The following is a 12,477-nucleotide window of genomic DNA, read 5'->3' as shown; positions in this document are numbered from 1 at the left end:
ATGGGCATGCCCACCAGCTGGTTTCAATGGGCCCTGCTGTCGGCCGCGTTCGCCGCGCTGACGGCGATCTTCGCGAAGATCGGCATCCGGGGCGTCGACTCCGACCTCGCGACGCTGGTGCGCACCAGCGTGATCCTGGTCGTGCTGGCGGCCTTCGTCGTCGGGACCGGCAAGTGGTCGAACCCGCTCGACCTGCCGGGCAGGACCTGGCTGTTCCTGGTGCTCTCGGGCCTCGCCACGGGAGCGTCGTGGGTCTGCTACTTCCGGGCGCTGCAGATCGGCGATGCGTCGCAGGTGGCGCCGGTCGACAAGCTGAGCCTGGTGCTGGTCGCGGTGTTCGCCTTTGCCTTCCTTGGCGAACGGCCGAGCCTGCGCGAATGGGCCGGCATCGCGATGGTGGCGGGCGGGGTGCTGGTGCTGTCGAAAACGAGGTAGCGCCGGCAACCTATGCTTTCTCGACTGCGCCTCTGGCGCAGCGCTGAGTTCAGCCCAGGCAGTCGCCGCTGCGCCGCGTGCGCGGTGCGGGCGCCTGCCCCGGCAGCTCCAGCGCGTAGTGCAGGGACAGCAGCTGCCAGCCCTGCGAGCCCAGCTGCCACTGGCTGCTGTTGACGCCGGTGAAAGCGGCGGGCCCTTCGGCGCTGTCGTAACGGGTCTCGACCACGCTGTACACCTGAGCGTGGGCGCCATGGCGACGCAGCTCGCGATGGACCTCGCATTCGAACACCGCCTTGGGCGTCGGCTCTTTCAGCGTGGCCAGGAACTCGGTGCCCGACCAACTGGCCACGTCGAGGCTGGCATCGCGCAGGCGCTGGCCCCAGATCCGCGCTTGCGGATGCAGCAGCGGGCGCAGCAGCTCGGCGTCGGGCGCGCCGCCGGCCTTGCTGTTGAAGCTGCGCCACAGATCGCCGAGGCGCTGCTCCAGCTGGGCCTGGCTTTGGGCCTCGGCCCGCGAGCCCAGCTCGGCCAGCAGCGCCGGCCAGCTGACGCGATAGAGCTGCGACAGACCCGCGGCATGCTGGCCCGGGCGGGTGGAGGCGAATATCAGCCACTGACCATCGCTGCTGACCGAAGGCGTGAACTCGAAGCTCGGGCTGTTGACCGGTGCTGGCAGGCGTATCGCCGGGCCGAACCCGGCGCCGACCCGCTCCGCCAGGAACAGGTCGCCGTCCTGTTTGGCCTGGGTCTCGCTGCGGTCGCTCCACCACAGCGCGTAGCGGCCATCCGGCGAGAGCGTGAAGTCGCTGTTGGACAGTCCCACATTGATCGGTGCCTGAAGCGCGACCGGCGCGCTGTGCGTGCCATCGGCCAGGCGCTCGCTCTGGTAGACAGCCAGCTGGCCCGGCCCGCCGGGACGGTCGGAGCCGAAGTAGAGGCGGTCGCCGTAGCGCTCCGGCCCGAGCTCGTAGCCGGGGCTCTGCACGGCCTCGGCCAGGCGCTGCGGTGCACTCCATTGGCCGTTCGTCCAGCGGGACTCATGGATGTCCAGCTGTCCCAGCGCCTTCTCGCCCTCGCGGGGGCGGTCGGAGACGAAGGTCAGCGTCTTGCCATCGCCGCTCAGGTGCGGGTCGGAGTCTCGCCAGCGCGGGTCGCTGAAAGGCATCGCCTGCGGGGCCAACCACTCGCCGTTGACGCGGCGCTGCCAGACGATCTGCGAACGCTTGAACCCGGCGGCAGAGCGTGCGAACACGCGCAGCTCGCGCTGCTCCTGCAGGTTGTAGCTTTGCAGGCTTGGATCGGCGGGGCCTGCCTGGACAGGCTCGACGAGAAGGTCGGCGGCGTGGGCCGATGCGCTCAGCGCGAGCAGCAGGAAACGAACGACATGTCTCATTGGCTTGCGCAGGGTGCCTGTTTCCACGTTCGCTGCAGTTCGGACAGGTGACCAGCAACGGCATCGATGAAGACCTGCGCCTTCGTCGAAAGCGTCTTCCGGTTCGTGTAGACGGCGTGCAATTCGACGACTTCCGACGCGTGGTCTGGCAGCAATCGCGACAGTGAGCCGTCCCGGATGGCTGGCGCCGCGAGGAAGTCTGGCAGTCGGCCGATGCCACAGCCGCCGACGAGGATCGGCAACAGCGCGGCGACATCGGGGATGACGGTGCGGGGAGGCACGCTTACTTCGATGTGCTCGCCCTTTGCCGAGGTATAGCGCCAGCGCGCGGGCTGGTTGATGCGTGACAGCAGGCGATGGGCACTCAGCTGCGACGGTTCGTGGGGCGTTCCGTGCGCCACCAGATAAGCAGGACTGGCGCACGTCCACAGCGCCATCTCCGTGAGGTGGCGTGCGACGAGCTCCGAGCTGGGCAGCGGGCCGATACGCAAGGCGACGTCAACCTCTTCGGCGGCGAGATCGACCTTGCGGTTATCGACTTCCAGCACCAGGTCGAGGTCTGGATACCGCTTCAGGAAGTCCGCGAGCATGGGCGAAAGCAAGATGGCGGCGAGTGCAAACGGGGCATTCACCTTGAGCGTGCCGCGCAACAGCCCGGCGGTGCTGTCGATGGACGCCTGAGCCTCTTCGGCAGCGCTCAGCAGAGACACTGCGTGCGGCTGCAACGCGCTACCTGCGTCAGTGACCTTCACGCGCCGTCCCGAGCGGTCGAGCAGAGCCGCGCCCACGTCGGTCTCCAGGCGATTCAGCGCGCGGCTGATCGACGATTTGGGTAGGCCGGTGGCACGCGCCGCCCCTGAAAGCGAGCCGCTGTCGAGCACGCGAAGAAAGATCCTCAGATCGGAGAGTTGCATGCCCCAATCGTTCCATATCTGGAACAACACGTCCACACCTTGTGGCTATGACGGCACGACTCGGCTTCTTAGGATGCATGAACCGGAAAAGAAGCCACCCATGAACACAGCCCTCATCTCCCCCTTCCAGTTGAAAGTACCTGAAGCGCAACTCCTCGATCTGCGCGAACGACTGGCGCGCACCCGATTCCCCGACAAGGAGACCGTCGAAGACACGACGCAGGGTGTCCGTCTCGGAACCATGCGCGCCTTGTGCGAGCACTGGCGCACCGCCTACGACTGGCGCCAGACGGAAGATTTGCTGAATCGGGTTGGACAATACACCACCGAGATCGACGGCCTCACGGTGCACTTCCTCCATGCGCGGTCGCCGCATCCGGATGCGCTCCCTCTCGTCCTGTGCCATGGCTGGCCGGGCTCGGTGCTGGAGTTCAAGAAAGTGATCGAGCCGCTGACCCATCCGCCGTCGCGCGACGGAGCACGGCCGCAGGCCTTCCATGTCATTGCCCCGTCGATGCCGGGCTTCGGATTTTCGGGCAAGCCCACTGCCACCGGCTGGGGCTTGCCGCGCATTGCCGACGCCTGGATTGAGCTCGTTCGGCGTCTTGGCCATGAGGATCGCTGGGCGCTCCAGGGGGGCGACTTGGGCGCCGGGGTGTGCGACGCAATCGCCCGAAAGCGACCCAAGGGTCTGGTGGGCATGCACCTGAACTTCGCAATGTTCATGACCACGCCTGCCGAAGCCGCCGAAGCGACGCCTGCCGAAAAGGAGATGCTGAAGGACGCCGGCCAGTTCTGGGATCAACTCTCAGGCTACGCCAAGGTGCAATCGACACGACCACAGACCCTCGGCTACTCGTTGGCGGACTCGCCCGCGGGACTGGCCGCGTGGATTTACGCGATGTTCCAGGACACAGGAGGCACGCCTGGCAATGCGGAGGAGACGTTCACCAAGGACGAGATACTCGACCACGTCATGATGTACTGGCTGAACGATTCCGGGGCTTCCGCGGCCCGGCTCTACTGGGAGCTGGCCAAGGCGGGTGGCCCTGCGGGAGGGCAGCCGCCCGGCCCGATCACGGTTCCCACGGGCTTCACGATGCTGCCGAAGGAGCATGTGCGCAAGTCACGTCGTTGGCTCGAGCGGCGATACCGCCAGGTGGTGTATTTCAATGAGGGCGCGGCCGGCGGGCACTTCGCGGCCATGGAGCAACCGGATGTTCTCGTGAACGACATTCGAAAGACGTTCGAGCAAATGCATTGACCTGGGGAGAGGCAGGCGCCATCGAACTGGACTGATGCCCGCTCAGCCCAGCTTCATTGCGTACTCCACCCGCGATGCCATCTGCGGATCGCTCGGCTTCTCGAAGCTGTTGCAGAAGGCCGCGGTGGCGCCGGCCACGTCGTTCGTGCCCTTCACCGCGTCGATCGCGCCCTTGTACTCGCCCTGCAGCTCCTGYTTCAGGTAGCCGTAGTTGGCCGCCTGGCTCGACGGGTCGACGTTGTTGGCCTTGGCGAAGTCGATCAGGCCCTGCTTGCGCACCCCGCCCCAYTGGGCGATGCCATAGCCGTTGCCGTTGTCGTCGGCCATGTTGCCGTTCGGCCCGCCGATGCCGCCGCCCTGCGTGATGCCGGAATTCATGCCGCCGCTCTCGTGCCACAGGTTGCCGACGATGCCGGCGGCCTGCGCGTCGTTGAGGCCGAAGTCCTTCTTCAGGTTGTCCTTCCACTGTTGCGCGACCTGCAGGCTTTCGCCCGGCTGCAACGCCTGGGTCTGGGCCGCGCCGCTCAGCGGACCGGCATCGCCGCCGGTGGCCGGCTGGGCCGGCGCCTCGGTCACCACCGCGGTGCCTTGCTCGGGCTGCGGCATCGCCGGCGCGCCGGGATTCGCACCTTCTACCGGTGCGGCGGCCAGGGCCTCGCCGCCGCCCCACCCCCCGCCACCGCCTCCGCCGCCACCACCCACGCCGCCAAGGCCCGAGAGACCGCCGCCACTCCCTGCTCCACCGCCTCCGTCCGACGAGGGATTCTGCTGGAAGGCAGCCATGAACTGCATCATCATGTACGCCAGCATCTCCAGCAGCTGCGGGTTCATCGTGGTGGCGTTCGGGTCCATCTCGCCGTCCTGGCCTTCGGCGCCGCAGGCGCCTTCGACCGAGGCATCCTCGCTCGGCAGCTCGGTGCTCAATTGCGCCTCGGCCGACTCGTCGACCGGGTGGCAGCCACCGGCATGCGTGGCGTCCTGGGATCCCATGTGGCCCATCGAGCCGTAGTGACCCATGGGTCCGAAGTGGGACATCGGCGACATGACGCCTACGCTCATGGGGTTCTCCTTCAGGCTGGCCAGCGGTGTTGTGGTGTCCGCCATGCTCGGCCCGTCACGTCCCTCGCGAGGGTGGCCGGCGCGAAACGCCGTGCGGCAGTGCGAAGCCCATTGCGCGGGTTGCTGCCGCGTCATCCACCTTCCGCGTAGGCCGCCATGAACACCCTGACCGCCTCGCGCAACAGGGCCCGGTTCTCCCGGGCATCCGGCATGTCGAGCATGAGCAGCCCCCGGATGTGGCCATCGCCCAGGAACATCGACAGGAACAGGTCCGCCGCCTGCCGCGGGTGCCGCACCTTCAGCGCGCCGGCCGCGTCGGCGCGGCGCAGGTACGCGGCCAGGTCGCCGATCAAGCGGTCGGCTCCCTGCCGGTAGAAAGCCCGGCAGGCCTCGGGTTGTACCCCCGCGGCGCCGTAGAGCGAGCGGAACTGCGACAGCGCCTCGTCCTCGCGCGCCAGCGTCAGGAACTGTTCGCCGATGGCCAGCAGCGCCTTCTGCGGCTGCTTCGCGTCCAGTGCTTCGGCGCCCGCGAGGCCGCCCACCACGCGCTCCGTGCGGTCGCGCACCTCCGCCTCGAACAGCCCCTCCTTGGACCCGAAGTGGCTGTAGATGGTCATCTTCGAGACGCCGGCGTCGGCGGCGATCGCGTCCACGCTGGATCGCGCCAGGCCGTGCGCATAGAAGTGCCTGCGCGCCGCATCCAGGATGCGGCGGTCTCGCTCGGGGTCCCGCGGCCTGCCGCGGCGCGGCGTCGGCGCGGCATCGTTCTCGGTTTCGTTCCTGGGCATCTATTTAATGTACTTGAAAGTCCATTATTGGTCGAGTACATTTAATGGACTCAATCGTCCAGTATATGAATCACTTCATGACGCCCCCTCTGCATCGCAGCCTCGCCCCCGGCGCCCGGGCGATCCGCCCCGTGGCGTTGGCCACGCTGGTGTTCTTGTCGGCCTGCTCGGTGGCGCCCGTGCAGCCCCCGTCGCCGTCGGTGCCACTGACCGCCGCCTTTGCGCACGGCACGCCGGCGCCCGTGGCCGGCCAAGCTTTCGACGGCGCCTGGTGGGCCGGCTACGGCGACCCGGCGCTGACGGCGCTGGTCGACGAAGCCCTGGCCGCCAACCAGGATGTGGCCATCGCCCTGCAACGCGTCGCCCAGGCCCGTGCGGGCCGCGATGCCCAGGGCTCGCGCCTGTGGCCCACGGTGGGCCTGCAGGCGTCGGCCTCGCGCAGCGAAAGCGGCCTGCCCGATCCGGTCAAGCAGGGGCAGCCCGACACGCGCGCGTTTCGCGCCGGCGTCGACGTGGCGTGGGAGATCGACCTGGCCGGCGGCGTGCGCGCTGCGCGCGATGCGGCGCAAGCCGACGCCGCGGCCGCCACCGCGGGCGTCGACGGCGCGCGCTTGCTGGTGGCCAGCGAGGTGGCGCGGCAGTACTTCGTGCTGCGCAGCGCTGAAGAGCAGCTGCGCATCGTGCAGGCACTGGCCGCGGCCCAGCGCGAGACGGCCACCCGCGTGGCGAGCCGCCAGCGCGAAGGCGAGGCCAGCGCCTTCGATCTCGACCGCGCAGGCGCCGAAGCCGAGGCGCTCGACGCACAGGTGCCTCCGCTGCGGGTGCTGGCCGGCGTCTCGCAGACCCGGCTGGCCGTGCTGCTGGGCCGCAACCCATCGGCACGCGTCGTCGACGACGGCGCAGCGTTCGCGTGGCCCGCGGTGCGCGACATCGGGACCGGCCAGCCCAGCGAACTGCTGAGGCGTCGCCCCGACCTGATCGCCGCCGAGGCGCGCGTCGCGGCCGAGACGCTGCGCGGCGCCGAGGCACGCGCGCAGTGGTGGCCCAAGCTGTTCCTGAGCGCCCTGTTCGGCCGCGAGGACCTGCGGCTGAACGCACTGGATCTCGCGCCGGTGCATTTTTCGAACGTCGCGCTGGCGTTTGCCGCGCCGATCTTCAATGGCGGGCGCATCGACGCCGGCATCCGCATGCAGTCGGCGCGGGCCGACGAGGCGCTGCTGGCCTGGCAGAAGGCGGTGCTGGTGGCCGTGCAGGAAGTCGAGGACAGCCTGCTGGTGCGCACCGAAGAAGCCGAGCGCGCCGCCGCGCTGAGCCGCACCGTCGACCACCGCCGCCGCTCGCTGCAGCGCGCCCAGTCGCTGCAGCGCGAAGGCCAGATCGACCTGCTGGTGCTGCTGGACGTCCAGCGCTCCGTGCTGGCCAGCGAACTCGCCCTGTCGGGCAGCCGCCTTCAGCAGGTGCTGGCCGACGTTCAACTCTACAAGGCACTGGGCGGGGGCTTCGCGCCACCTCGGGCCGCTGTCGTCACGACTTCTCTTGCCGCAAGGACACCCCGATGAACAGGATCTCCCCCGCGATGACCCTCACGGTCATGGCCGCTGCCAGCGCGCTGCTGGCCGCCTGCAGCGAGCCCGGCGCGCCTGCCGCCATGGTCAAGCCGGTCTTCGTGACCACGGTGACCCAGACGGCATCCGCGCAGACGCGCGCCTTCACCTCCGTGGTTCGAGCCCGTGTCGAGACGGACCTGGGTTTTCGCGCCGGCGGCAAAGTGGTCGAGCGGCTGGTCGAGGTCGGGGATGTCGTGAAGGCCGGTCAGGCACTCGCCCGCCTCGACCCAGCCGACTATCAGCTGGGCGCGAGGGCCGCTGCCGACCAGGTGCAGGCGGCTTCCGTGGATGCCCAACAGGCCGCGGCTGACGAGGCGCGCATGCGCCGCCTGCTCGCCGACGGTTCGGTGGGCGCCGCCGACCATGAGCGCCAGAAGGCGCGTGCCGACGCGGCTGCGGCCCGCCTGGACCAGGCCCGCCGCCAGCTCGACCTGGCGCGCAACCGCGAAGGCTATGCGACGCTGGTGGCGCCCTATGCCGGCGTGGTGACGGCGCTGCGCTTCGAGCGCGGCCAGGTGGTCGCCGAGGGCCAAGCCGTGCTGTCGCTGGCCCGTGACGGGGAGCGCGAGATCGTCGCCGACCTGCCGGAGGAATGGGTGGGCCGGGCGCGCACCCTCGCCGCCGTGGCCACGCCCTGGCAGGGCGCGGCGCAAGACGCCAAAGCGCCGCTGCGGCTGGTGTTGCGCGAACTCTCGCCACTGGCCAACGCGCAGGGCCGGACCTTCCGCGTGCGCTATGCCGCGACCCCCGAATCGCGCGCGCAGGTGGCGGCGCTGCCGCTGGGCAGCACCATGCAGCTGAACCTGTCCGACCCGACCGTGGGTGCAGCGACGGCCGCCCTGCCGGTCACTGCGCTGGTGAAGGCCAGCGGCTCTGCGGGCGTCTGGGTGCTGGATGCCCAGGGCTCGGGCCTGACGTTCCAGCCCGTGCAGGTGGTCGGCATGGACGACGCGTCGGTGCGCGTCACCGGCCTGGCCACCGGCAGCCGGGTGGTCAGCGTCGGTGCCCAGAAGCTCGATGCCGGCATCAAGGTGCGGGCCGTCGAACGTTCGCCCGAAGCCGGGCCCGCCCCCGTCGCCAAGAGCGGCTCGCAAGGGCAGTCATGAAGCGCTTCAATCTCTCGGAATGGGCCGTCACGCACCAGCCGATGGTGCTGTTCCTGATCATCGCGACGCTCATCGTCGGCGTCCTGTCCTTCAGCCGGCTGGGCCGCCTGGAGGACCCCAACTTCGACGTGCCGCAAATGACGGCCATCGTCGTGTGGCCCGGCGCCACCGCGCAGGACGTGCAAGACCAGGTGCTCAACCGCATCGAGCGCCGGCTGCAGGAGCTGGATCACTTCGAATCCGTGCGCAGCTTCTCGCGCCAGGGTTATGGCGGTGTCACGCTGTACATGAAGGGCGGCTCCAGCAAGGCGGAGCTGGACAACGCCTGGTACCAGGTGCGCAAGAAGATCGGCGATGTGCGCCAGGAGTTTCCCGACGGCGTGCGCGGGCCCTTCTTCAACGACGAGTACAACGACCGCTACAGCGTGCTCTACGCGTTGAGCGCGCCCGAGCTGTCGATGGCCGAGCTGTTGACCGTCACCGAAGACGTGAAGCGGCGCATCCAGGGCGTGGACGGTGTCGGCAAGGTCGACATCCTGGGCAAGCAGGCCGAGCGCGTGTACGTGGAGCTGTCGACCCGGCGGCTGGCCGCGCTCGGCATCGCGCCGACCACCGTGTTCGACGCGCTGGCGCGCCAGAACCTGGTGGCCCCGGCTGGTTCGGCCGATGCCACGCACGACCGCGTGCAGGTGCGCGTGGACGGCGGATTGCACAGCAGCGCTGACGTTGCCAACGTGACGCTGGAAGTGGGCGGCCAGCTGCTGAGGCTGGCCGACATCGCGACCGTTCGCACCGGCTACGAGGATCCGCCGAGCCTGACCATCCGCCACAACGGCGTGCCGGTGCTGGCCATCGGCGTGACGATGCAGGCCAACGGCAACGTGCTGGACTTCGGGCGCGCGCTGGAACAGCGGCTGGCGCAGGTGCGGCAGGAACTGCCGGCGGGCGTGCAGATCCAGCAGTACGCCGACCAGCCGCGCGTGGTGGAGGAATCGGTCTGGGAATTCGAGCGCTCGTTCCTGGAGGCGCTGGCCATCGTGCTGGCCGTGTCCTTCCTGTTCCTCGGCTGGCGCACCGGCATCGTGGTGGCCGCGTCGGTGCCGCTGGTGCTCGGGCTGGTGGCGGCCGTCATGCACGCCGCCGGCTGGGCCCTGGACCGCATCTCGCTGGGCGCGCTGATCATCGCGCTGGGCCTGTTGGTCGACGACGCCATCATCGCCGTGGAGATGATGGTGGTGAAGCTGGAGGAAGGCTGGGACCGCCTGCGCGCTGCCACTTACGCCTACACGACCACGGCGCTTCCGATGCTGACCGGCACGTTGATCACGGCCGCCGGGTTCATGCCGGTGGGTTTCGCCAAGTCGATCGCCGGCCAGTACGCGGGCGGCATCTTCTGGGTCGTCGGGGTGGCGCTGATCCTGTCGTGGCTGGTGGCCGTGATCTTCACGCCGTACCTGGGCGTGTTGCTGTTGCCGAAGAACTTGGCCGCCGGCATACACCACGACGTCTACGACCGGCCCGTCTACCACCGGCTGCGCGCCGTCATCGATGGGGCGGTGCAGCACCGGGCCTGGGTGCTCGGCGCCACGGTGCTGGTCTTCGCCATCGCCGGTGCCGGCATGCTGACGGTGCAGCAGCAGTTCTTCCCCACCGCATCGCGGCCGGAACTGCTGGTGGACCTGAGGCTGCGCGAAGGGGCCTCTTTCGCCGCGACGCAGCGCCAGGTGAAGCTGCTCGAAGCGCGACTGGCGAAAGACCCGGACATCGAATTCTTCACCGCGTACACCGGTGCCGGCACGCCGCGCTTCTATCTGTCGATCCTGCCGGAGTTGCCGAACCCGGGGTTCGCACAGTTCGTCGTCAAGACGGCGGGCATTGAACAGCGCGAACGGGTGCGCGCCCGGCTGATGGACCTGTTCGCCAAGGGCGAGGCCTTGCCGGACGTCAATGCGCGCGTCACGCGCCTGGAGTTCGGCCCGCCGGTGGGGTTCCCGGTCCAGTTCCGTGTCATCGGCCCCGACAAGGCGCAGGTGCGGGAGATCGCCTACAAGGTGCGCGACGCGGTGCGCCAGAGCCCGCTGGTTCGCGACACGCAGTTGGACTGGAACGAGCAGGTCCGCTCGATGAAGGTCCACGTCGACCAGGACAAGGCACGGCTGCTGGGCCTGTCCACTGCCGACATCCAGGGTTTGGTGCAGACCGCGCTGGACGGCGCACCGGTGACGCAGATCCGCCGCGGCGAAGAGCTCATCGACGTGGTCGTGCGAGCGACACCCGAGGAGCGCAAGCGCATCGGTCAACTGGGCGACCTGCCAGTGTTCACGCGCAGCGGCGTGACCGTTCCGCTGTCGCAGCTGGCCCGCGTGGAGCCGGGCTTCGAAGAGCCGGTGCTGTGGCGGCGCAACCGCGACATGGTGCTCACCGTGCGCAGCGACGTCGTCGACGGCGTGCAGGGTCCGGACGCGACCGCGAAGATCCGGCCRTCGCTGCAGCCCATCGTCGACAGCCTGCCCACGGGCTACCGCATCGAGGACGGCGGCGCCATCGAGGAGAGCGACAAGGCCAACAAGGCACTGTTCGCGGTGTTCCCGGCGATGTTCGCGGTGATGCTGACGCTGCTGATGATCCAGTTGCAGAGCTTTTCACGCCTGTTCATGGTGTTCATGACGGCGCCGCTGGCGCTGATCGGCGTGGTGCCGGCGCTGCTGCTGTTCCAGGCGCCGTTCGGCTTCGTCGCGCTGCTGGGCGTGATTGCGCTGAGCGGCATGATCATGCGCAACTCGATCATCCTGGTCGACCAGATCGACCAGGACATCGCGCGCGGCGTGGCGCCCTGGACCGCCATCGTCGACGCCACGGTACGGCGCTCGCGCCCCGTGGTGCTGACCGCCGCCGCCGCGGTGCTGGCGATGATCCCGCTCACGCACAGCGTCTTCTGGGGACCGATGGCCATCTCGATCATGGGCGGCCTGGTCGTGGCCACGGCGCTCACCCTCGTCTTCGTGCCGGCGCTGTACGCCGCCTGGTTCCGCGTGCGGCGTGACAGCCCCGGCACCAACCACCTTTCAACCAAGGAGCAATGAATGTCCAACGACCACACGCAGCAAGAGGGGCGCGTCGCGATCATCACCGGCGCATCGGGCGGCATTGGAGAGGCCACCGCGCAGGCACTGGCGCGGGCCGGATACCGAGTCTTCGGCACCTGTCGCAAACCGCCGCCATCGAAGTCCGCGGGTGTCGAGTACCTGGTTTGCGATGTCACCAGCGATGCGTCCGTCGAAGCCGCGTTCAGCGAAGTGCTTGCCAAGGCCGGCCGCATCGATCTGCTGGTCAACAACGCAGGCGTCGGGCTGATGGGCGGGGCGGAGGAGTCATCCCTCGAGCAGGCGAAGTCACTCTTCGACGTCAATGTGTTCGGCGTGATGCGAACCACCAAGGCCGTGCTTCCCGTCATGCGCCGGCAGGGTCGGGGCCGGATCGTCAACATCAGCTCCGTCATGGGACTGATCCCGGCCCCTTACATGGCGCTGTATGCGTCGAGCAAGCACGCCGTGGAAGGCTATTCCGAGTCGCTGGACCACGAGATCAGGGACGCGGGTGTCCGGGTGGTGCTCGTCGAACCCGCGTACACACGGACTTCGTTCGAGAGCAATCTCATCCAGGCTGACCAACCGCTCGACAACTACAGGTCCGCGCGCTCGAACGCGGAGGCCGTCATGCGCGACGTGATGAAAAACGCCGACTCGCCGGAGTCGGTCGCCCAGACCGTCCTGAAGGCCTGCACCGCGGCCAACCCGCGCCGCCGCTACGCCGCCGGTGGCTTCGCGCGGCAAGTGAGCCTGCTTCGCCGGTTCGTCCCGGCCTCCGCGTTTGACAAGAGCCTACGCAAGCAGCTGCGGATGCCGGCGTAG

General features: G+C 69.0%; 10 protein-coding genes. 6 read left to right on the top strand and 4 right to left on the bottom strand.

Features of this window, described 5'->3' with window-relative positions; translation table 11 throughout:
* Positions 1 to 435 (top strand): EamA family transporter, encoded by a 435-nt coding sequence (locus ACXJLU_RS19900; protein WP_457333914.1) that lies wholly within the window; start codon positions 1 to 3, stop codon positions 433 to 435.
* A gap of 49 nt (positions 436 to 484) precedes the next feature.
* On the opposite strand, the gene ACXJLU_RS19895 is transcribed toward ACXJLU_RS19900, so the two are convergent.
* Both ACXJLU_RS19895 and ACXJLU_RS19890 read right to left on the bottom strand, forming a co-directional pair.
* Positions 485 to 1,828: a TolB family protein gene (locus ACXJLU_RS19895; protein ID WP_457333912.1), complete on the bottom strand. Its 1,344-nt coding sequence runs from the start codon at positions 1,826 to 1,828 to the stop codon at positions 485 to 487.
* On the bottom strand, positions 1,825 to 2,742 hold the full coding sequence (locus tag ACXJLU_RS19890; RefSeq protein ID WP_457333910.1) for a LysR family transcriptional regulator: 918 nt from the start codon (positions 2,740 to 2,742) through the stop codon (positions 1,825 to 1,827). Before ACXJLU_RS19890 ends, ACXJLU_RS19895 begins: the two co-directional genes overlap by 4 nt.
* 100 nt (positions 2,743 to 2,842) lie before the next feature.
* Here ACXJLU_RS19890 and ACXJLU_RS19885 point away from each other — a divergent pair, with 100 nt between their 5' ends.
* A complete protein-coding gene (locus ACXJLU_RS19885; RefSeq protein ID WP_457333909.1) occupies positions 2,843 to 4,006 on the top strand; it encodes an epoxide hydrolase family protein in 1,164 nt (387 codons plus the stop codon).
* Between the two features lie 42 nt (positions 4,007 to 4,048).
* Here the strand turns inward: ACXJLU_RS19885 and ACXJLU_RS19880 are convergent, their stop codons facing one another.
* Positions 4,049 to 5,065 (bottom strand): phage tail tip lysozyme, encoded by a 1,017-nt coding sequence (locus tag ACXJLU_RS19880; protein ID WP_457333907.1) that lies wholly within the window; start codon positions 5,063 to 5,065, stop codon positions 4,049 to 4,051.
* 131 nt (positions 5,066 to 5,196) lie between these two features.
* A complete protein-coding gene (locus tag ACXJLU_RS19875; RefSeq protein WP_073465276.1) occupies positions 5,197 to 5,853 on the bottom strand; it encodes a TetR/AcrR family transcriptional regulator in 657 nt (218 codons plus the stop codon).
* Positions 5,854 to 5,930: 77 nt separating this feature from the next.
* Here ACXJLU_RS19875 and ACXJLU_RS19870 point away from each other — a divergent pair, with 77 nt between their 5' ends.
* From ACXJLU_RS19870 to ACXJLU_RS19855, 4 genes are read left to right on the top strand one after another with little or no spacing between them, the layout of a single operon-like run.
* A complete protein-coding gene (locus ACXJLU_RS19870; RefSeq protein ID WP_457333905.1) occupies positions 5,931 to 7,412 on the top strand; it encodes an efflux transporter outer membrane subunit in 1,482 nt (493 codons plus the stop codon).
* Positions 7,409 to 8,566, top strand: coding sequence for an efflux RND transporter periplasmic adaptor subunit (locus tag ACXJLU_RS19865; RefSeq protein WP_457333903.1), 1,158 nt, complete (start codon positions 7,409 to 7,411; stop codon positions 8,564 to 8,566). The genes ACXJLU_RS19870 and ACXJLU_RS19865 overlap by 4 nt, the downstream gene beginning before the upstream one ends.
* On the top strand, positions 8,563 to 11,649 hold the full coding sequence (locus ACXJLU_RS19860) for an efflux RND transporter permease subunit (protein WP_457333901.1): 3,087 nt from the start codon (positions 8,563 to 8,565) through the stop codon (positions 11,647 to 11,649). Before ACXJLU_RS19865 ends, ACXJLU_RS19860 begins: the two co-directional genes overlap by 4 nt.
* Complete coding sequence (locus tag ACXJLU_RS19855; RefSeq protein ID WP_457333899.1) at positions 11,650 to 12,477, top strand: oxidoreductase; 828 nt, start codon at positions 11,650 to 11,652, stop codon at positions 12,475 to 12,477.

The organism is Rhizobacter sp. P5_C2 (genome assembly GCF_054049715.1).
The sequence above is the reverse complement of the archived record's forward strand: the minus strand, read 5'-3'. Positions and strand labels throughout refer to the sequence as shown.

Coding starts and splice junctions, on each gene's coding strand:
- ACXJLU_RS19900 (WP_457333914.1), top strand. CDS start 1: ATGGGCATGCCCACCAGCTGGTTTCAATGGGCCCTGCTGTCGGCCGCG.
- ACXJLU_RS19895 (WP_457333912.1), bottom strand. CDS start 1,828: ATGAGACATGTCGTTCGTTTCCTGCTGCTCGCGCTGAGCGCATCGGCC.
- ACXJLU_RS19890 (WP_457333910.1), bottom strand. CDS start 2,742: ATGCAACTCTCCGATCTGAGGATCTTTCTTCGCGTGCTCGACAGCGGC.
- ACXJLU_RS19885 (WP_457333909.1), top strand. CDS start 2,843: ATGAACACAGCCCTCATCTCCCCCTTCCAGTTGAAAGTACCTGAAGCG.
- ACXJLU_RS19875 (WP_073465276.1), bottom strand. CDS start 5,853: ATGCCCAGGAACGAAACCGAGAACGATGCCGCGCCGACGCCGCGCCGC.
- ACXJLU_RS19870 (WP_457333905.1), top strand. CDS start 5,931: ATGACGCCCCCTCTGCATCGCAGCCTCGCCCCCGGCGCCCGGGCGATC.
- ACXJLU_RS19865 (WP_457333903.1), top strand. CDS start 7,409: ATGAACAGGATCTCCCCCGCGATGACCCTCACGGTCATGGCCGCTGCC.
- ACXJLU_RS19855 (WP_457333899.1), top strand. CDS start 11,650: ATGTCCAACGACCACACGCAGCAAGAGGGGCGCGTCGCGATCATCACC.